The sequence below is a fragment of the Streptomyces sp. NPDC005070 genome (assembly GCF_053600395.1).
Genome location: NZ_JBSFZS010000139.1, coordinates 1 through 17,839, shown reverse-complemented (window position 1 = coordinate 17,839; position 17,839 = coordinate 1). Strand labels below are relative to the sequence as shown.

The following is a 17,839-nucleotide window of genomic DNA, read 5'->3' as shown; positions in this document are numbered from 1 at the left end:
GTGGGCGCGCGTCGGCGCAGCGCGGGCGGAGCGGGCCGAAGGCAGGAGCGGCGCCCGGCGCGGAGCCGGGAGCGCGCCCGGCGGAGCGGAGCGCAGCCGGGGCTTGATGAGGTAGAGAAACCTGTAACAACTCGCTTCGGCCTACGCGTCGAAGTCGTACTCCAGGATGTAGGAAGCCGCATCCAGAGTCATTTCGTTGATCTCTACGGGGCGGCCCTCGTCAGCGAAAGCGGTACGGCACACGAGGATCACCGGTGTGCCCGCGGAGATGCTCAACTGTCCTGCCTCATGCTTCGTGGGCATGCGTGAGCGGATCTCCTCGCGGAAGTGCACCGGCTTGTAGCCGAGTTCGGCCAGCCTCGCGTATGTGCCCCCGGGGCCTGTGTTTTCCTCCGTGATCGCCGACCCCATGACCAAGGGCATCGGGAGGTAGCTCGTGGCGAGCAGGACAGGTTTTCCGTCCAGGACGAATCGCCGGCGCCGAACGCAGACCGTGTCGTCGTCGGACAGGTCCAGAACGACCCCGACATGATCGGGCGCGGACTCTTCCGACACCGCCACCTGATCGACGACGAGCGCTCGATCCTCGACATCGGCTGCCCAGATGGACTTGCCGTTGCCCCACTGCTCCTGAGACAGCCGCTGAATGCCTCGGCGCCTCAGCGGGCGGAACGATCGGACGAACACACCGGCGCCCTTGCGGGACTCGGCAACGCCCTCGTCCTTGAGTACGCCCAGGGCCTGGCGAGCGGTCATGCGGGCCACCTCATGGGTGGCCATCAGCTCGTTCTCTCCCGGAAGCCGATCACCGGGACCGTATTCGCCCGACTGGATCGCCTCGCGTAGAGAGTCTGCGATCCGCTGGTACTTCGGCCGACGGTCGTCGTCGGTGGTGGCCATTTGGGAGCCCTCCCCTCTTCTCTAGACAGCCTAGGCCATGGGCCTACGCCCCGGCTTGTTCATGTAGCCCGAATCCGTCGCTCTCAACATCTCTATACAGATTCTCTTGACGTCTCTATACATGTTGCGCTCCCATGGAGATGTCTAGAGAGGTCGCGTTCGGCGGCTTCCGTGATCGAGGGATGTACACATGCCGTCGTTCAAGATCGACGTTTCGACCGCTGTGGTGTTCGTGGCGACCGCGCCCGTGCCGAAGCTGGTCAACAAGCAGACCGGTGAGCGGGCTGTGGATCGTGAGACGAACGCGGGGCTGTCCACGGTGGGCCTGCTCATCTCGGATGAGGGGGAGGGGAACCTGTACCAGGTGACCGTCCCGGAGACCGGTCTCCCGGAGGGTCTGGCGCCGGGTATGCCGGTGAAGGTGATCGGGCTGCGGGCGCGGGACTGGGAGAACGAGTTCAACGGGCAGAAGCGGCACGGGATCTCGTTCCGCGCGGTCGCGATCACAGCGGCGGCCTGACCATGACTGACGTCGCTACCTGGTTAGAGCTGGGCGGCACTGCGGCCGGCGCCGGTGGTCTGGGCTATGCGAAGGTCCGCGCTCCGCGCGTGTACTGGTCGCTGGTCGGACTGCCGGCCACCTGGGGCCGCTTCACCCTGTCCTACCGCTCGACCATGGATGTGTGCGGGCTGACGGTGCACCCGTCGGGGCTTCGGGCGTTCATGGTCCGCAACGTGGCCCGGCGCGAGGTGCAGCCGGTGCCGCCGAAAGTCCGCCGGGTCCGCGGCACGTCCACCGGGCTGCGGGTCACTCTGCGGCTGCCCGCCGGCCTGGAGCCGATGGACGTCGTCGCCTCCTCGGAACGGCTCCGCCACGCCTGGGGCGTGCACTCGGTGAACGTGACTGAGACGAAGCCCGGGTTCGTGGAACTGCGCATGACCGGCTACGACGTGCTCCGCCGGGTCCGCATGCCGCGCAAGGCCCGTTCCCGGGACATGGTCGTGCCGGTGGCGCTGCGGGATGACGGGACCGTCTTCGTCCGCGACTACCGCAAGGTGCCCATGGCGCTGACCCTGGGCGCCAACCAGTCCGGTAAGTCGATGTTCCAACGCAACCTGGTCAAGGGCCTGGCTCCACTGACGGTGGCCATCGCAGGAATCGACTGCAAGCGCGGGGTGGAGCAATCCGCCTACGCACCCCGGCTCTCGGCCCTGGCCACGACTCCGGACGATGCCGCATCGCTGCTCGATGTTCTGGTCGCCGAGATGGAATCCCGGTTCGACCTGCTGAGCCTGCATGGCGTCTCGGACCTGTGGGAGCTGCCTGAGGACGTGCGGCCGGTGCCGATTGTTCTCCTCGTGGACGAGATCGCGGAACTCTTCCTGATCTCCTCCAAGAAGGACGAGGAGCGCCGCGAGCGGCTGGTCACCTCTTTGATCCGGCTGGCGCAGATGGCTCGTGCCGCGGGGATCTTTCTGGAGATCTGTGGTCAGCGCTTCGGCTCCGAACTGGGCAAGGGCGCAACGATGCTTCGTGCGCAGCTCACCGGGCGTGTGGTGCACCGGGTCAACGACAAGCAGACCGCCGAAATGGGCCTCGGTGACGTCGCCCCGGAGGCTGTTCCGCTGGTGACGTCGATGGCGCCGGACAAGGCCGGCCTGGCGGTCGCCGCGGATTCCTCCGGTGGCTGGTCCCGCATCCGCACCCCGATGACGACCCCGGCGGAAGCTACGGCGGTGTGCCGGGAGTTCGCCCACATGGTCCCGCACCTGCCCGCCCTCGACCCGTTCCAGCCCTACGTCCCGGAACCCGCGGCCGACGGGCCCTCGCTGGTCAAGCCCGTCCCGGTCACCGACTAGCTCCCCCTGATCCATCCCGGTTGGCGTGACCGTCTCGCGCCAGGTCCCTACCCGAGCCATGCCGGAAACAGGAGGACCTATCCCGTGTGTGAGCACATCGAGGACTTCCACCGCACGGTGCTGCTGCTCGGCGCGCTGGCCGTCTACGCCGAACAGGCCGGAGCCGACACCGCGTTCATCGAGGCGATCGGCCCGTCGCTGGCCGCGTCGCTGCCGGAGCCGCCGCCGGGCATGTTCCCGCCCGGCTACGACCCGAATCAGGGTCCCGACTACCCCGGCGGCTGGTGACCCGTGGCCACCAAGAAGACACCCCCGCGCCTGCTGCGCCGAAGTGCGGGCCCTGCAACGGCACCGGAGAGGTCGCCCGCTCGGTCCGCGTCGGGCGCAAGCGCCGCACCGTCGGCGAACAGGCCGGGATCTGCCTGGCCTGCTTCGGCACCGGAGAGGCCACCGACTGAACCCGCCGGGACCGGGCGGTCGGATCACGTTCCGCGCCCGCTCCTGGCCCAACTCCCGAAGGAGGTGGAGACATGTCCCGCTCAATCCGACCGGATGCCGTGCTCGTTCAGGCCGTGATCGCCGGTGCGCTGTCCTTCGCCCACCTGCACGACCTCGCTTCGGCCGCCGGGCAGTCCGGATGGAAGGCCTGGGCTTATCCGATCAGCGTTGACCTGCTGCTCGTCGCCGCATGGCGCCGGCTGCGGACCGCCCGCAAGGACCGCTCGGCCTGGACGTGGTTCGTGATCGCCCTGTTCGCCTCGCTCGGCGCGAACATCGCTACCGCCGGACTCCTCGACCTCGACCACGTTCCGGCCTGGCTGTGCATCCTCGTCGCCGGCTGGCCCGCGCTCGCCTTCCTCGGCGGCACCCTCCTGGTCCACGCACCCACCGACACCCCGGTCCCGGCCGCGGTTTCCGCACAGCCTGTGGACGAACCGGCCGTGGCCGAGGTCGACGTACGCCGTGACGAACCCACCCCGCCTACTGCTCCGGAGCTTCCGGCCGCCGCGTCCGCTCCTGCGGTGACGGTGCCGGTCGCGCTCCTGGACCACGCCCGAAAGATCGCCGAGAGCCACCGTGCCGCGACCGGATCGCCGATGGCCGCGGACGCTCTCTCGGCCCGGCTGGGGCTGCCGGGCCCGATGTCCGCCGCCATCGCCGCACACCTTCAACTCACCTGATCGGAAAGGGACCGTCATGCCCGTCCACCGGCGCTTCCGCGACGTGATCCGCATCGGCCCCGTCCAGGTCGCCACGTACTTCGACGGACACGGCCGGGACAAGCACACGGCGGCCTGCTCCGCCCCCGGCTGCGGCTTCTCCGCCGACTACCACGACCGCTCCGGCGCCGAACTCGCCGCCCGCACCCACCGCTGCAAGGCCTAGGAGACCTGCCGTCATGGACGTTCCACTCTGGCTCGCACTGATCGTCGTCGGCGCCCTCGGCGTCAAGCTCGTCCGCCCGCCCTGGTGGCTCGTGGCCGTGCTCCTCCTCGGCGGCTACCTCATTGCCGACAGCTTCCTCGCCCCCGCCGTCGCCACCGTCGTCAAGTAACGCCAACCTGAAAGGAGAAAGCCCGTGTTCACCCCGAAGTACCCGACCCCCGACACAGCTCCGACCCCGGCCCCGAGCGCCGGCGCCCCGGCGCCCGCCGCACAGGCTCGCGCCCCGCTCGCCACGGTCTCGAACCGGCCGACCGTGCAGCTCACCCCCGGCAGCGCGCTTGCCCTCGCCGCGGGCGGAGGTGCCGTGGTCCTCGTCGTCGGCGCGGTCCTGGTCTCCCTGCTCCTCGCCGTCGCCATCACCGGCATGTCCGTGGCGGTGTGCGCGGTCGTCCTCCGCTCGATCCTCAACCAGGAAAGGAAGCACTGACATGGGCTTCTTCGGCCGCAAGAGCGACGACACCCCGGGCAACCCGGCCATGGCCGAACTGGGCCGCGAGTTCGCCATCGCCCGCCGGCACGGTGACCGCAAGACCATGCGCCGCATCGGCCGCGAGTTCTCCAACACCGCGAACGGCGACACCGACGCGGCGTCCTTCCAGCACGGCCAGGAGTCCTACGACTCCGTCCCGCCCATCCCGCGCGGACGCAACCACCGCAAGTAACGCCCGTCCGGGGCGGCCTCGGTCGCCAAACTTCCGCCGCCCCGGACGGCCCACCTTCCTGATCCAACGGACCCGAAAGGGAAGCCTCATCATGCCCCAGCACCACCCGAACACGCCCGTCTGCCGCGACTGCGACGGCTTCGCCACCGCCGCCATCACCACTGGTGAACGCGACCGCGACGGCTCGCGCACCACCCTCCGCGTCACCTGCCCGGCCTGCCACAGCACCGACCACGCCCTTCCGCGCCCGATCCTCCTCGTACCGGCCGGGAGGTGAACGGCGTGCAGACCATCACCACCACGGCCCACATTGAGCCGGACACCCGCTTCCGCGTCACGCCGTTCGCGGACCGTGCCAATTCCTTCGTCAGCCTCCGCATCGAGGGTGACTTCGCTGAAATCGCGCTGATCGCCTCCGCCGGCACCTCCGAGGCCCTACGCAACCTGGCCGCCGCGGCGATCGAGGCCGCCGGAGCCCTGGACGCCATGACCACCAGCGCGTCGGGAGGTGACCGCCATGGCTCTCCTGAACTGGCGCTCTAGCGACCACTACGACCACACCGGCGACCAGCCGTGCGTGATCTGCACCAAGCCCACCCCGCTGCGCTCCGACCGAGGCAAGCCCGTCCACAAGGTCTGCGCAGAGGACTGGATCGACCGCCACCCGCCCAAGGACGGGGAGCAGCAGTGACCGACTCCGCCACCGCGGCGGGCCTCGACCCGGCCACCCTCGCCGACGTGCTGAGGGTGGCCGGCTCGGCCGACTTCGACCGCTGGCAAGACCAGATCCGCCGCACCGGAGGATGCTCCGACCCCATCCGTTTAACCGGCGGCACCAAGACCATCGACCCGACCACCAAGACCGTCCTGCACTACTACAACACCGACGAAGAGCCGGGCGGCATGCTCCGCATCGCCTGCGGCAACCGCCGCGCCTCCCGCTGCCCGGCCTGCGCCTGGACCTACGCCGGCGACACCTACCACCTGATCCGCGCCGGACTGACCGGAGACCCGGACAAGGGCACCCCGCACACCGTGCGCGACCACCCCCGCGTCTTCGCCACCCTCACAGCCCCCAGCTTCGGGCCGGTCCACAACCGCCCAGGCAACCGGCCCTGCCGCTGCGGCACCCAACACCCCGCGGACGCGCCCAAACTCGGCACCCCGCTGGACCCGGACGGGTACGACTACGCGGGCGCCGTGCTGTGGAACAACCACGCCTCCGACCTGTGGCGGTACTTCTCGATCTACCTCCGCCGGGAGATCGCCGCCCGCGCCGGGCTCACGCAGAAGGACGCTCGCGAACAGTCCCGCGTCTCCTTCGGCAAGGTCGCCGAGTACCAAAAGCGCGGAGCGGTCCACTTCCATGCAGTGATCCGCTTCGACGGACCCGAAGGACCCGACACCCCACCCCCACACTGGGCAACCCTCGACCTGCTCACCGACGCCATCGGTGCCGCCGCTGCCCGAGTCGCCGTCGACGTCGCCGCCGCGGGTGACGAGCCGGCCCGGACGCTGCGCTGGGGGACACAACTCGACGTCCAGCCCATCAGCGCCTTCGGGGACGGTGAAGAGATCACCGAACAGGCGGTGGCCTCCTACGTCGCCAAGTACGCCACGAAGGCAGCCGAGAGCACGGGCGCCGTGGATCGCCGGGTCGGCAACAAGGAAGCCCTGGTGCTCCTCGATGTGCCCGACCACCCCCGCCGGCTCATCGAGGCCTGCCTCGACCTGCACGCGCTCTACCCGGACCGGAAGCTTCGCGACTGGGCCCACATGCTCGGCTTCCGCGGCCACTTCTCCACCAAATCCCGCCGCTACTCCACCACCCTCGGCGCGCTCCGCCAGGTGAGAGCCGACTACCGCGCAGCCCAGCAACGCGCGGCGCTCGGCTTGCCCGACCCCGCCGACAACCCGGAGGCCACCACCCTCGTGCTCTCCCACTGGACCTACGCCGGCCACGGCCACACCCCCGGCGAATCCTGGCTCGCCGCCAACATCCACCGGGACATCCAACTCAACCGCGAAACCGCACGCGAAGCCCTCGCAGACCTGCGCCAGGAAGGGGAGTTCGACCATGGATGAGCGATACCTCAGTGTTGAGCAGGTGGCCGAGGTCCTGGGCACGACCGTGCGCTTCCCGCGGCGTCTGATCGAGGAGCGCCGCATCACCTACGTGAAGGTGGGCCGGCACGTCCGCATCCCCGAGAGCGCCGTACGGGAGTTCATCGCCGTCAACACGGTGCAGCCTCGTCTGCGCGGTTCTGCCCTTCGGGCGGTGGCTGCCTGATGGCGGGCAAGCGGCAGTTCGGCCGCGTCCGTAAGCTCCCCTCCGGCCGCTACCAGGCTCGCTATCTCGGCCCTGACGGCCAGGACCGGCCGGCCCCGGAAACGTTCCGCACCAAGAGGGACGCGGATGCCTGGCTGGCTGACAAGCAGACCGAGATGCGGCGCGGTGACTGGCACGATCCGGACGCCGGGAAGGTGCCGTTCGGCGCGTATGCCGCTGCCTGGATCAGGGAGCGTGAGCTGACCGCCACCACCCGGCAGCTCTACGGCTCGCTCCTGCGGCATCACCTGGAGCCGGCTTTCGGTGCCGTCAACGTCGTGGAGATCTCGCCGCCGCTCGTTCGGAGCTGGCGTGCCGACAAACTTGCCGCGGGCACCGGTCCGACGACGGTGGCCAAGGCGTACGCCCTGCTGCGCGCAATGATGGGGACCGCCGTGGCCGATCAGATGATCCGGCGCAATCCGTGCACGATCAAGGGTGCGAGCACGGTGCACACGCCGGAGCGGCCGACCGCCACGGTGCAGGAGGTCTACGACCTGGCCGAAGCAATCCAGCCGCGCTACCGGGTGCTTGTGCTGATGGCCGGCTTCCTCGGTCTGCGCTGGGGTGAGCTGGTCGGCCTGTACCGCCGGGACATCGACCTGGAGCACGGCTCGGTGCGGGTCCGTCGCGCCGTCGCCGAGTTGTTCAACGGCCGGCAGGAGATCAAGGCGCCGAAGAGTGCCGCGGGCAAGCGCACGGTGGCGATCCCGTCCGCGATCGTCGCCGACATCCGTGATCACTTGGAGCGCTTCGCGGAGCCCGGGGCCGAGGGGCGCGTCTTCATCGGTGCCAAGGGGGCCACCCCGCGCCGCAATCACTTCAACCTGCTGTGGCGCCGGGCCTGCGCGGACGCGGGGATTACGGGCATGCACTTCCATGATCTTCGGCACACGGGCAACACCCTCGCCGCGTCCACGGGCGCGAGCACGCGGGAGCTGATGGCTCGCATGGGTCACAGCACCGCCCGCGCTGCGCTGATCTATCAGCACGCCAGTGCGGACCGGGATCGGCTGATCGCCGATGCGGTCAGCGGCCTGGTGAAAAAGGGGCGCAAACGGGGGGCGCGTGGAAGCAAGAAGAAGGGTCAGAAGCCCAACGGGCACGCGGCGGGCACGGAAGGCTGATCGGGGCCCCCGGACACGACGAAGGCCAGGCGGAGGAATCGTCCTCCGGCCTGGCCTTATGTCATCTGGAGCGGGCGACGGGAATCGAACCCGCGTAGCTAGTTTGGAAGACTAGTGCTCTACCATTGAGCTACGCCCGCACAGCGCGCGCCGCAGGTCAGTGACCGCGGCACAGAATGCATCGTAGCGGGTCGGCGGCCCGCAACGCACACCCCGTTCCCGTCTGCGTCGGCGCTCGGGAAATGCTGCGGCCGCACTGCCTGCGGGCATGTACCCTACGTGTCGCACCGACGGGGTGTGGCGCAGCTTGGTAGCGCGTCCGCTTTGGGAGCGGAAGGCCGTGGGTTCAAATCCCGCCACCCCGACCACCGGCAGGGCCGCGCGGGATCCGCCCGGACAAGATCGCCTTTTGGGGCGTGTACCGCCTGCGGTTACTATGCAAGCTGCGTGCCCGTATGTCTGCACTGTTACGTCTCTCAAGGGCCGCGGAATCCGCCCAGGGCTCTGCCCGGTCGGCAGCGGCACGCAGCAGGACCCCCCCAAGAAGTCAGCCACAAGGAGACCGAACCGTGAAGAGCGCCGTGGAGACCCTGAACCCGACTCGGGTTCGGCTCACTGTCGAGGTGCCCTTCGAGGAGCTCAAGGACAGCCTCGACGCGGCGTACAAGAAGATCAACCAGCAGGTCACGGTGAAGGGCTTCCGGAAGGGCAAGATCCCGGCGCGCGTCATCGACCAGCGGTTCGGTCGCGGCGCCGTGCTCGAAGAGGCCGTCAACGACGCGCTCCCGAAGTTCTACACCGAAGCGGTCAACGAGGCTGAGCTGAATGTCCTCGGCCAGCCCGAGGTCGACATCACCGAGCTGAAGGACGGCGAGACGCTGAACTTCACCGCCGAGGTCGACGTCCGCCCGGCCATCGAGATCCCGGACTACTCCGGCATCGAGGTCGAGGTCGACGCCATCGAGGTCAGCGACGAGGACGTCGAGAAGGCCGTCTCCGAGCTGCGCGAGCGCTTCGCCTCGACCTCCCCGGTCGAGCGCGCCGCCCAGGACGAGGACGTCGTCACCCTGGACCTCGAGGCCAAGGTCGACGGAGAGATCCTGGAGGACGGTGTCGCCAGCGGTGTCTCGTACACCATCGGCTCCGGCGAGCTGCTCGACGGCATCGACGAGGCCGTGAAGGGCCTGGAGGCCGGTGGCGAGACCACCTTCACCTCCGAGCTCAAGGGCGGCTCCGCCGCCGGCAAGGAGGCCGAGGTCACCGTCAAGGTCACCCAGGTCGCCGCGCGTGAGCTGCCCGAGCTGGACGACGAGTTCGCGCAGCTCGCCTCCGAGTTCGACACCCTCGACGAGCTCAAGGCGGACAGCCGCAAGCGCCTCGAGAACATGAAGCAGTACGACCAGGCCACGCAGGCCCAGGAGCGCGTCCTGGAGAAGCTGCTGGAGCTCGTCGAGGTGCCCGTCCCCGAGAAGCTGCTCGAGGACGAGATCAACACCCGTAAGCACAACCTCGAGCACCACCAGCTCGGCCAGATGGGCCTCGACCTCGCGAAGTACCTGGAGATCCAGGGCAAGACCGAGGAAGAGTTCGACGCCGAGACCAAGGAAGCCGCGGTCAAGGGCATCAAGACGCAGTTCGTCCTTGACGAGCTCGTCAACAAGGAGAAGCTGAACGTCAACCAGGAGGAGCTCACCGAGCACCTCATGCGTCGCGCGGCCTCCTCCGGCATGTCCCCCGACCAGTTCGCCCAGGCCGTCGTCGAGGGCGGCCAGGTCCCGATGCTCGTCGGCGAGGTCGCCCGCGGCAAGGCCCTCGCGGTCGTCGTCGAGGCCTCCACGGTCAAGGACACCAACGGCGAGATCGTCGACCTGGACGACGAGGAGGACGAGACGGCCGAGACCGTCGAGGCCACCGACGCCGCCGACGCCGCCGAGGCCGAGGAGACCACCGAGGCCTGATCGCCTCGGCAGTAATCCTTGACGGGCCCCCGGAGACTTCTGTCTCCGGGGGCCCGTCGTCTTGCCCAGGGCTGCCGGAACGTCTCCCTGCAGGCCCTGCAGGCCCTGCAGGCCCGCCCGGGTCCGCCAGGACTGCTTCCCCGCCGGCCCCCGCCGGCTCGCCCAGGGGCGCGAGGAACTGCGACCCCCACCGTGCCGCGGCCGCGTGCCGCCGCTCGGCCCCTGGTGGGTGCGGCCTTTCGAGGGTGTGCGCCACAGGCCGGCAGCCCTCCGAGGAACGGGACCGAGACCCTGGTGAGGCGAGCGCAGCGCATGCGCTCACAGCGAACAGTTCCCTCTGCGGGATTCCCGGGAGGGACCCGCGCGTTAGGGTCCATGAATACGAGGGCAGGGGAGTCTCCGGACGCCGTCGGGAGGCGGCGCGGAACCCGGGGTCCCAGGCCCTGCAGAAGACGTGAGACGGCCCGGCGCCGTCGCAAGACGAGCAGGTGGATACGTGACGAATCTGATGCCCACAGCTGCCGGCGACCCCATCGGTGGTGGCCTCGGCGACCAGGTCTACAACCGACTGCTCGGCGAGCGGATCATCTTCCTCGGCCAGGCGGTCGACGACGACATCGCCAACAAGATCACGGCGCAGCTGCTGCTCCTTGCCGCCGACCCGGACAAGGACATCTACCTCTACATCAACAGCCCCGGCGGATCGATCACGGCCGGCATGGCGATCTACGACACCATGCAGTTCATCAAGAACGACGTGGTGACGATCGCCATGGGCATGGCGGCTTCGATGGGCCAGTTCCTGCTCAGCGCCGGCACCCCCGGCAAGCGCTTCGCCCTGCCGAACGCCGAGATCCTGATCCACCAGCCCTCCGCGGGTCTCGCGGGCTCCGCGTCGGACATCAAGATCCACGCCGAGCGGCTGCTGCACACCAAGAAGCGGATGGCGGAGCTGACCGCCTTCCACACCGGTCAGACCGTGGAGCAGGTCACGCGCGACTCGGACCGCGACCGCTGGTTCGACCCGATCGAGGCCAAGGAGTACGGCCTCATCGACGACATCGTGCCCACCGCTGCCGGGATGCCGGGCGGCGGCGGCACCGGGGCGTCGTAAGCCCCTCCAGCGCCCCCGAGGGCGGCGCGGGGCCTCTTCCCGCCCTCGGGTGGGGTCAGGCCCCCAGTGGGCCCTCAGCCGACCGCTCAGCCCTTTCAGGCTTTTCAGGAGACACAGTGAACGACTTCACCGGCAGCGGCCTCTACGCCCGCACGCAGGCCGAGTACACCGGTCCTCGCGCGGAGTCCCGCTACGTCATCCCGCGCTTCGTCGAGCGCACCTCGCAGGGCGTGCGCGAGTACGACCCGTACGCGAAGCTGTTCGAAGAGCGCGTGATCTTCCTCGGCGTGCAGATCGACGACGCCTCCGCCAACGACGTCATGGCGCAGCTCCTGTGCCTGGAGTCGATGGACCCCGACCGTGACATCTCGGTCTACATCAACAGCCCCGGCGGCTCGTTCACGGCCCTCACGGCCATCTACGACACGATGCAGTTCGTGAAGCCGGACATCCAGACGGTCTGCATGGGCCAGGCGGCCTCGGCCGCCGCGATCCTGCTGGCCGCCGGCACCCCGGGCAAGCGCATGGCACTTCCGAACGCCCGTGTGCTGATCCACCAGCCGTACAGCGAGACCGGCCGCGGGCAGGTCTCGGACCTCGAGATCGCGGCGAACGAGATCCTCCGCATGCGCGCTCAGCTGGAAGACATGCTGGCCAAGCACTCGACCACGCCGATCGAGAAGATCCGCGAGGACATCGAGCGCGACAAGATCCTCACGGCCGAGGACGCTCTGGCGTACGGCCTGATCGACCAGATCATTTCCACGCGGAAGATGAACAACTCCGCGGTCGTGTGACGTATCGCTGTATCGTCTGCCGCTCCTTGGCGCGGTTCACGACAAAGTGAACCGCGCCAAGGGGGGCCCGAACGAGGGGCTCGGCAAGGTACCGTCGGACATAAGGCAGCACCAGGAGCCGCTGGATCCAGGCGGCTCCCAGGCGAAGGGGAAGCACACCGTGGCACGCATCGGTGACGGCGGCGATCTGCTCAAGTGCTCGTTCTGCGGCAAGAGCCAGAAGCAGGTCAAGAAGCTCATCGCAGGCCCCGGTGTGTACATCTGCGACGAGTGCATCGACCTCTGCAACGAGATCATCGAGGAAGAACTCGCGGAGACGAGCGAGGTGCGCTGGGAGGAACTCCCCAAGCCCCGCGAGATCTACGAGTTCCTCGAGGGGTACGTGGTCGGGCAGGAGTCGGCCAAGAAGGCCCTCTCCGTCGCGGTGTACAACCACTACAAGCGCGTCCAGGCCGGTGAGAACAGCACGGGCCAGAACCGCGAGGACGCCATCGAGTTGGCGAAGTCCAACATCCTCCTGCTGGGCCCCACGGGCTCCGGCAAGACGCTTCTCGCCCAGACTCTCGCGCGCATGCTGAACGTTCCGTTCGCCATCGCCGACGCGACGGCGCTGACGGAGGCGGGATACGTCGGCGAGGACGTCGAGAACATCCTGCTGAAGCTGATCCAGGCCGCCGACTACGACGTCAAGAAGGCCGAGACCGGGATCATCTACATCGACGAGATCGACAAGGTCGCCCGTAAGAGCGAAAACCCGTCGATCACGCGCGACGTCTCCGGTGAGGGCGTGCAGCAGGCCCTGCTCAAGATTCTCGAGGGCACGACGGCCTCGGTGCCGCCGCAGGGCGGACGCAAGCACCCGCACCAGGAGTTCATCCAGATCGACACGACGAACGTCCTGTTCATCGTGGGCGGTGCCTTCGCGGGCCTGGAGAAGCTCATCGAGTCCCGGGCCGGCGCGAAGGGCATCGGCTTCGGCGCGACGATCCGTTCGAAGCGCGAGCTGGAGTCCAAGGACCAGTTCGAGGCGGTCATGCCGGAGGACCTGGTCAAGTTCGGCATGATCCCCGAGTTCATCGGCCGTCTCCCGGTCATCACCTCGGTCCACAACCTGGACCGCGAGGCGCTCCTGCAGATCCTGGTCGAGCCGCGCAACGCGCTGGTGAAGCAGTACCAGCGCCTCTTCGAACTCGACGGTGTGGAGCTGGACTTCGAGCGTGAGGCCCTGGAGGCCATCGCCGACCAGGCCATCCTGCGCCAGACCGGCGCCCGCGGTCTGCGCGCCATCATGGAGGAAGTCCTCCAGGCAGTGATGTACGAGGTCCCGTCCCGCAAGGACGTGGCCCGCGTCGTCATCACCGCCGACGTGGTCCTGCGCAACGTCAACCCGACCCTGATCCCGAGGGACGCCCGCCGCGGCGGCCCGGGCGAGCAGAAGACGGCGTAGGCACAAGCACCAAGAACGAAGGGGCGCCCGGCGATCCACATCGCCGGGCGCCCCTCTTCGTTGCTGTGTGTCTGCAGAGGCCGGTGCTCGCCGGCGTCCGACGGTGTCCGCTACGAGGTGGCGGAGAACGCCTGCGGGTGGGCCCGACCGCAAGGGCCTGACCGCGTAGAGATCGCGAGGGGGCCCGGCCCGATGGCCGAGCCCCACACGGTGGTCCGTCCGCGGGTACCGCGGGTGTCAGGAGGTCTTGACGCGGACGTCGTTGCGGAGCTTCGCGGCGATCTCGGCCGCGGCCTCGGGCGTGCTGCCCTTGCCGGCCATCATGCTCGCGAAGTCGATCGGCATCACGAACCCGAGCGTGCTGTGGTCGCCCCAGATGCAGACCGGCATCGTGAACTCCTTCGGCCCGGCGGCACCCGTGCTGGAGGAGTCGTTCTTGACCTTGATCTCCTGGCACTTGAGGACGGCACCGTCGAGCGCGCTCGGCGAGTACGCCTTCGGGCTGCCGACGAGCTCGCCGTCCTTGGTTCCTTCCTTCTGCTGGTTCTCCTTCATGTCGGCGAACATGTTGTCGACGGCCGACTCCGGGTTGTCGATGGTTCCCCAGACGCCGCCGAAGGAGATCTGCTTCATCGCCAGCGGGTTGCTCTTGTCGCCCGACTGGTACGCCGCGTTGACGTCCTTGGGGTTCTTCACGCCCCAGCCCTCGGCGTCCTTCAGGTCCTTCTTGGTCATGCCGCCACCGGCGTCGCCGGCCTCGGTGGACTTCTTGTACTCGCCGCCGAGGACCGACGCCGGTGTCGTCAGCTTGTGCGGGCCGTCGTCGGCCACGTCGGAGCCGCTGCTGCCCCCGAGCACGAGGTACGCGCCCACCGCGATGGCCGCGACCACGACCACGCCACCGATGATCAGGGCCGTCTTCTTCTTGCCGCCGGACGGCTCGGGCGGCATCGGGACCGTGCCGTACTGAGGCTGCTGCCCATAGGCCGGCGGCTGGCCGTACGGGGGAGTCTGCGGCGGGACACCCGGAGCCTGCTGGGGGTAGCCGTAGCCGGGCTGCGCCGGGGGAGCCTGCTGGGGGTAGCCGTAGCCGGGCTGGGGAGCCGGCGGCTGCTGGCCGTAAGGGCCCGGCTGACCGGCCGGCTGGCCGCCCGACTGACCGTAGGGTCCGGGCTGCTGGGGCTGCCCGCCGTACGGGCCCGGCTGGTTGTAGCTCATTTCTGGGTTCCCCTCCAGATGCCTTATGTGTTCCTGACATCCTGACGCACAGGTCGGACAACCAGGTCCGCAGGGGGTGCACCGTTACGAAGTAATCCCGTTTCGGGACCGGGGCGTGACGCCTCTAAACTGATCCCGTGACCGAGAACGCTCAGCAGCAGCCATCCGAGCCCATCACCGAACTGCCGACCCAGTACGCGCCGGCCGATGTGGAGGGGCCGCTGTACGAGCGCTGGGTAGAGCGCGGCTACTTCGAGGCCGACGCCAAGAGCGACAAGCCTCCGTTCACGGTGGTCATCCCGCCGCCGAACGTCACCGGCAGCCTGCACCTCGGGCACGCCTTCGAGCACACCCTCATCGACGCCCTCACGCGCCGCAAGCGCATGCAGGGCTTCGAGACGCTGTGGCAGCCCGGCATGGACCACGCCGGCATCGCCACGCAGAACGTCGTCGAGCGCGAGCTGGGCAAGGAGGGCAAGTCGCGGCACGACCTCGGCCGGGAGGCGTTCGTCGAGCGCGTCTGGCAGTGGAAGGCCGAGTCCGGCGGGCAGATTTCCGGCCAGATGCGCCGCCTCGGTGACGGCGTCGCCTGGTCGCGCGAGCGCTTCACGATGGACGAGGGCCTGTCCCAGTCCGTCCAGACCATCTTCAAGAAGCTGTACGACGACGAGCTGATCTACCGCGCCGAGCGCATCATCAACTGGTGCCCGCGCTGTCTGACCGCCATCTCCGACATCGAGGTCGAGTACCAGGACGACGACGGCGAGCTGGTCTCCATGAAGTACGGGGACGGGGACGAGTCCATCGTCGTCGCCACCACCCGTGCCGAGACGATGCTCGGTGACACCGCCGTCGCCGTCCACCCGGGAGACGAGCGGTACAAGCACCTCGTCGGCAAGCTCATCAGGCTGCCGCTGACCGACCGTTCCATCCCGGTCGTCGCGGACGAGCACGTCGACCCCGAGTTCGGCACCGGCGCCGTCAAGGTGACGCCCGCTCACGACCCGAACGACTTCGAGATCGGGCAGCGCCACGGCCTGCCCAACATCGCCGTCATGGACGAGCACGCGGTCATCACGGTCCCCGGCCCCTTCCAGGGCCTGGACCGGCTCGAAGCCCGTTCCGCGATCGTCGGCGCCCTGCGCGCCGAAGGCCGGATCGTCGCCGAGAAGCGGCCCTACAGCCACTCCGTCGGCCACTGCTCGCGCTGCAAGACCACCATCGAGCCGCGCCTGTCCATGCAGTGGTGGGTCAAGGTCGGCCCCCTCGCGAAGGCCGCGGGCGACGCGGTCCGCGACGGCCGCGTCAAGATCCACCCGCAGGAGATGGAGAAGCGGTACTTCGACTGGGTCGACAACCTCCACGACTGGTGCATCTCGCGGCAGTTGTGGTGGGGTCACCGCATCCCGGTCTGGTACGGGCCGAACGGCGAGATCGTCTGCGTCGGTCCCGACGACGAGGCCCCGACGGGCGAGGGCTGGCACCAGGACACCGACGTCCTCGACACCTGGTTCTCCTCCGGTCTGTGGCCGTTCTCCACGCTCGGCTGGCCCGAACAGACCGAGAGCCTCGCGAAGTTCTACCCGAACTCCGTCCTGGTCACCGGCTACGACATCCTCTTCTTCTGGGTCGCCCGGATGATGATGTTCGGCCTGTACGCGATGGACGGCACCCCGCCGTTCCACACCATCGCCCTGCACGGCATGGTCCGCGACCAGTTCGGCAAGAAGATGTCCAAGTCCTTCGGGAACGCGGTCAACCCGCTGGACTGGATGGACAAGTACGGCAGTGACGCGCTGCGGTTCACGCTCGCGCGCGGCGCCAACCCCGGCGTCGACGTGCCGATCGGCGAGGACTGGGTCCAGGGCTCGCGCAACTTCGCCAACAAGATCTGGAACGCCACCCGCTTCGCGCTGATGAACGGCGCGACGGTCGAGGGCGAACTCCCGCCTGCCGAGGAGCTGTCGGCCACCGACCGCTGGATCCTGTCCCGGCTGAACGCCACGGTCGCCGAAGTCGACGCCCTGTACGACGACTTCCAGTTCGCCAAGCTGTCGGACGCGCTGTTCCACTTCGCGTGGGACGAGGTCTTCGACTGGTACGTCGAGCTGTCCAAGACGACGTTCATGGCGGGCGGCGAGCCCGCGAAGGTCTCCGGCCGGGTCCTCGGCGAGGTCCTGGACGTCACCCTCCGCCTCCTCCACCCGATCGTCCCGTTCGTCACGGAGACCCTCTGGACCACCCTCACGGGCGGCGAGTCGGTCGTCGTCGCGGACTGGCCGAAGGACAGCGCCTTCCGGGACGAGGCCGCCGAGCGGGAGATCGAGAAGCTCCAGCAGGTCATCACGGAGGTCCGCCGCTTCCGTGCCGACCAGGGCCTCCAGCCCGGCCAGCGGGTCCCGGCCCGGCTGACCCTCGACGGGACCGCGCTGGCCCCGCACGAGGCGGCCATCCGCCAGCTCCTGCGGCTCCAGCCGGAGGGCGAGAGCTTCTCGGCCACGGCGACCCTGCCGGTGGCGGGTGCCACGGTCGCGCTCGACCTGTCGGGCACGATCGACGTCGCCGCCGAGCGCAAGCGTCTGGCCAAGGACCTCGCCGCCGCCGAGAAGGAGAAGGCCCAGGCGAACGCCAAGCTCGGCAACGAGGCGTTCCTCGCCAAGGCGCCGGACAACGTCGTGGACAAGATCCGCGGCCGGCTCGCCAAGGCGGACGAGGACATCGCCCGCATCCAGACCCAGCTCGAGCGCCTCCCCGAGGCGTAGCCGCTCGCCCTTCCGTTGCGGAGGCCCCCTGAACCATCCGGTTCCGGGGGCCTTCCGCCGTAGACGGCCGGACTTCTTTCGCCCCCTCCGCCCCTGCCCGTCCCGTAGCGGGGGCGCTGCCCCCGGACCCCCGCTCCTCAATCGCCGGAGGGGCTGAACTTTTCCCGGACGGCCGCCAGCGTCCAGCCCGTGTCCGTGGCATCGTCCACCAGCAGTACC

22 protein-coding genes and 2 tRNA genes are annotated in these 17,839 nt (G+C 69.0%); 21 read left to right on the top strand and 3 right to left on the bottom strand.

The window, feature by feature from the left end; translation table 11 throughout:
- Positions 1-141 precede the first annotated feature (141 nt).
- Entirely contained in the window at positions 142-900 is a 759-nt protein-coding gene (locus ACWEBX_RS31925; RefSeq protein ID WP_451888253.1) for a GntR family transcriptional regulator, read from the bottom strand.
- A 190-nt stretch (positions 901-1,090) separates the two neighbouring features.
- Between ACWEBX_RS31925 and ACWEBX_RS31920 the strand changes: the two genes are divergently transcribed.
- The 15 genes from ACWEBX_RS31920 (at position 1,091) to ACWEBX_RS31850 (ending at position 8,324) form a co-directional block, all read left to right on the top strand.
- Entirely contained in the window at positions 1,091-1,420 is a 330-nt protein-coding gene (locus ACWEBX_RS31920) for an SCO3933 family regulatory protein (protein WP_451888252.1), read from the top strand.
- A 2-nt stretch (positions 1,421-1,422) separates the two neighbouring features.
- Positions 1,423-2,760: an FtsK/SpoIIIE domain-containing protein gene (locus tag ACWEBX_RS31915; protein WP_451888251.1), complete on the top strand. Its 1,338-nt coding sequence runs from the start codon at positions 1,423-1,425 to the stop codon at positions 2,758-2,760.
- A gap of 84 nt (positions 2,761-2,844) precedes the next feature.
- Positions 2,845-3,048 carry a hypothetical protein gene (locus tag ACWEBX_RS31910; RefSeq protein WP_451888250.1) on the top strand — a complete coding sequence of 68 codons (204 nt, stop codon included), beginning with the start codon at positions 2,845-2,847 and terminating at the stop codon, positions 3,046-3,048.
- Complete coding sequence (locus ACWEBX_RS31905; protein ID WP_451888249.1) at positions 3,045-3,218, top strand: hypothetical protein; 174 nt, start codon at positions 3,045-3,047, stop codon at positions 3,216-3,218. Before ACWEBX_RS31910 ends, ACWEBX_RS31905 begins: the two co-directional genes overlap by 4 nt.
- Positions 3,219-3,290: 72 nt before the next feature.
- Positions 3,291-3,941, top strand: a complete 651-nt coding sequence (locus tag ACWEBX_RS31900; RefSeq protein WP_451888248.1) for a DUF2637 domain-containing protein — start codon at positions 3,291-3,293, stop codon at positions 3,939-3,941.
- A 16-nt stretch (positions 3,942-3,957) separates the two neighbouring features.
- Entirely contained in the window at positions 3,958-4,146 is a 189-nt protein-coding gene (locus tag ACWEBX_RS31895; protein WP_328671415.1) for a mobile element transfer protein, read from the top strand.
- A 13-nt stretch (positions 4,147-4,159) separates the two neighbouring features.
- A complete protein-coding gene (locus ACWEBX_RS31890; protein ID WP_451888247.1) occupies positions 4,160-4,315 on the top strand; it encodes a hypothetical protein in 156 nt (51 codons plus the stop codon).
- A 24-nt stretch (positions 4,316-4,339) separates the two neighbouring features.
- Positions 4,340-4,633 (top strand): SpdD protein, encoded by a 294-nt coding sequence (locus tag ACWEBX_RS31885; RefSeq protein ID WP_451888246.1) that lies wholly within the window; start codon positions 4,340-4,342, stop codon positions 4,631-4,633.
- 1 nt (position 4,634) lies between these two features.
- Positions 4,635-4,868: a hypothetical protein gene (locus ACWEBX_RS31880; RefSeq protein WP_451888245.1), complete on the top strand. Its 234-nt coding sequence runs from the start codon at positions 4,635-4,637 to the stop codon at positions 4,866-4,868.
- 91 nt (positions 4,869-4,959) lie between these two features.
- Positions 4,960-5,145 (top strand): hypothetical protein, encoded by a 186-nt coding sequence (locus tag ACWEBX_RS31875; RefSeq protein WP_451888244.1) that lies wholly within the window; start codon positions 4,960-4,962, stop codon positions 5,143-5,145.
- A 5-nt stretch (positions 5,146-5,150) separates the two neighbouring features.
- Positions 5,151-5,411, top strand: a complete 261-nt coding sequence (locus ACWEBX_RS31870) for a hypothetical protein (RefSeq protein WP_451888243.1) — start codon at positions 5,151-5,153, stop codon at positions 5,409-5,411.
- Positions 5,386-5,559: a hypothetical protein gene (locus ACWEBX_RS31865; RefSeq protein WP_451888242.1), complete on the top strand. Its 174-nt coding sequence runs from the start codon at positions 5,386-5,388 to the stop codon at positions 5,557-5,559. The genes ACWEBX_RS31870 and ACWEBX_RS31865 overlap by 26 nt, the downstream gene beginning before the upstream one ends.
- Positions 5,556-6,953, top strand: coding sequence for a replication initiator protein RepSA (repSA, locus tag ACWEBX_RS31860; protein WP_451888241.1), 1,398 nt, complete (start codon positions 5,556-5,558; stop codon positions 6,951-6,953). Before ACWEBX_RS31865 ends, repSA begins: the two co-directional genes overlap by 4 nt.
- A complete protein-coding gene (locus tag ACWEBX_RS31855; RefSeq protein ID WP_451888240.1) occupies positions 6,946-7,158 on the top strand; it encodes an excisionase family DNA-binding protein in 213 nt (70 codons plus the stop codon). The genes repSA and ACWEBX_RS31855 overlap by 8 nt, the downstream gene beginning before the upstream one ends.
- The gene (locus ACWEBX_RS31850) at positions 7,158-8,324 is read left to right on the top strand and encodes a tyrosine-type recombinase/integrase (protein WP_451888239.1); all 1,167 of its coding nucleotides are present in this window, start codon (positions 7,158-7,160) and stop codon (positions 8,322-8,324) included. Before ACWEBX_RS31855 ends, ACWEBX_RS31850 begins: the two co-directional genes overlap by 1 nt.
- Before the next feature lie 66 nt (positions 8,325-8,390).
- Here ACWEBX_RS31850 and ACWEBX_RS31845 read toward each other — a convergent pair.
- Positions 8,391-8,464: transfer RNA gene (locus tag ACWEBX_RS31845), tRNA-Gly, on the bottom strand.
- A gap of 151 nt (positions 8,465-8,615) precedes the next feature.
- Between ACWEBX_RS31845 and ACWEBX_RS31840 the strand changes: the two genes are divergently transcribed.
- The 5 genes from ACWEBX_RS31840 to clpX all read left to right on the top strand — a co-directional run bounded on the left by ACWEBX_RS31840 (position 8,616) and on the right by clpX (position 13,640).
- Positions 8,616-8,692, top strand: a tRNA-Pro gene (locus ACWEBX_RS31840).
- A 201-nt stretch (positions 8,693-8,893) separates the two neighbouring features.
- Entirely contained in the window at positions 8,894-10,282 is a 1,389-nt protein-coding gene (gene tig, locus ACWEBX_RS31835) for a trigger factor (protein ID WP_451888238.1), read from the top strand.
- Positions 10,283-10,790: 508 nt separating this feature from the next.
- Positions 10,791-11,396 carry an ATP-dependent Clp protease proteolytic subunit gene (locus ACWEBX_RS31830; RefSeq protein WP_037618823.1) on the top strand — a complete coding sequence of 202 codons (606 nt, stop codon included), beginning with the start codon at positions 10,791-10,793 and terminating at the stop codon, positions 11,394-11,396.
- Positions 11,397-11,512: 116 nt separating this feature from the next.
- On the top strand, positions 11,513-12,193 hold the full coding sequence (locus ACWEBX_RS31825; RefSeq protein WP_384793331.1) for an ATP-dependent Clp protease proteolytic subunit: 681 nt from the start codon (positions 11,513-11,515) through the stop codon (positions 12,191-12,193).
- Positions 12,194-12,353: 160 nt separating this feature from the next.
- On the top strand, positions 12,354-13,640 hold the full coding sequence (gene clpX / locus ACWEBX_RS31820) for an ATP-dependent Clp protease ATP-binding subunit ClpX (protein WP_151471405.1): 1,287 nt from the start codon (positions 12,354-12,356) through the stop codon (positions 13,638-13,640).
- Positions 13,641-13,877: 237 nt separating this feature from the next.
- Here the strand turns inward: clpX and ACWEBX_RS31815 are convergent, their stop codons facing one another.
- The gene (locus tag ACWEBX_RS31815) at positions 13,878-14,858 is read right to left on the bottom strand and encodes a hypothetical protein (protein WP_451888237.1); all 981 of its coding nucleotides are present in this window, start codon (positions 14,856-14,858) and stop codon (positions 13,878-13,880) included.
- Between the two features lie 137 nt (positions 14,859-14,995).
- On the opposite strand from ACWEBX_RS31815, the gene ACWEBX_RS31810 reads away from it, so the two are divergent.
- Positions 14,996-17,620, top strand: coding sequence for a valine--tRNA ligase (locus ACWEBX_RS31810; RefSeq protein WP_451888236.1), 2,625 nt, complete (start codon positions 14,996-14,998; stop codon positions 17,618-17,620).
- The last annotated feature ends 219 nt before the right edge of the window (positions 17,621-17,839 follow it).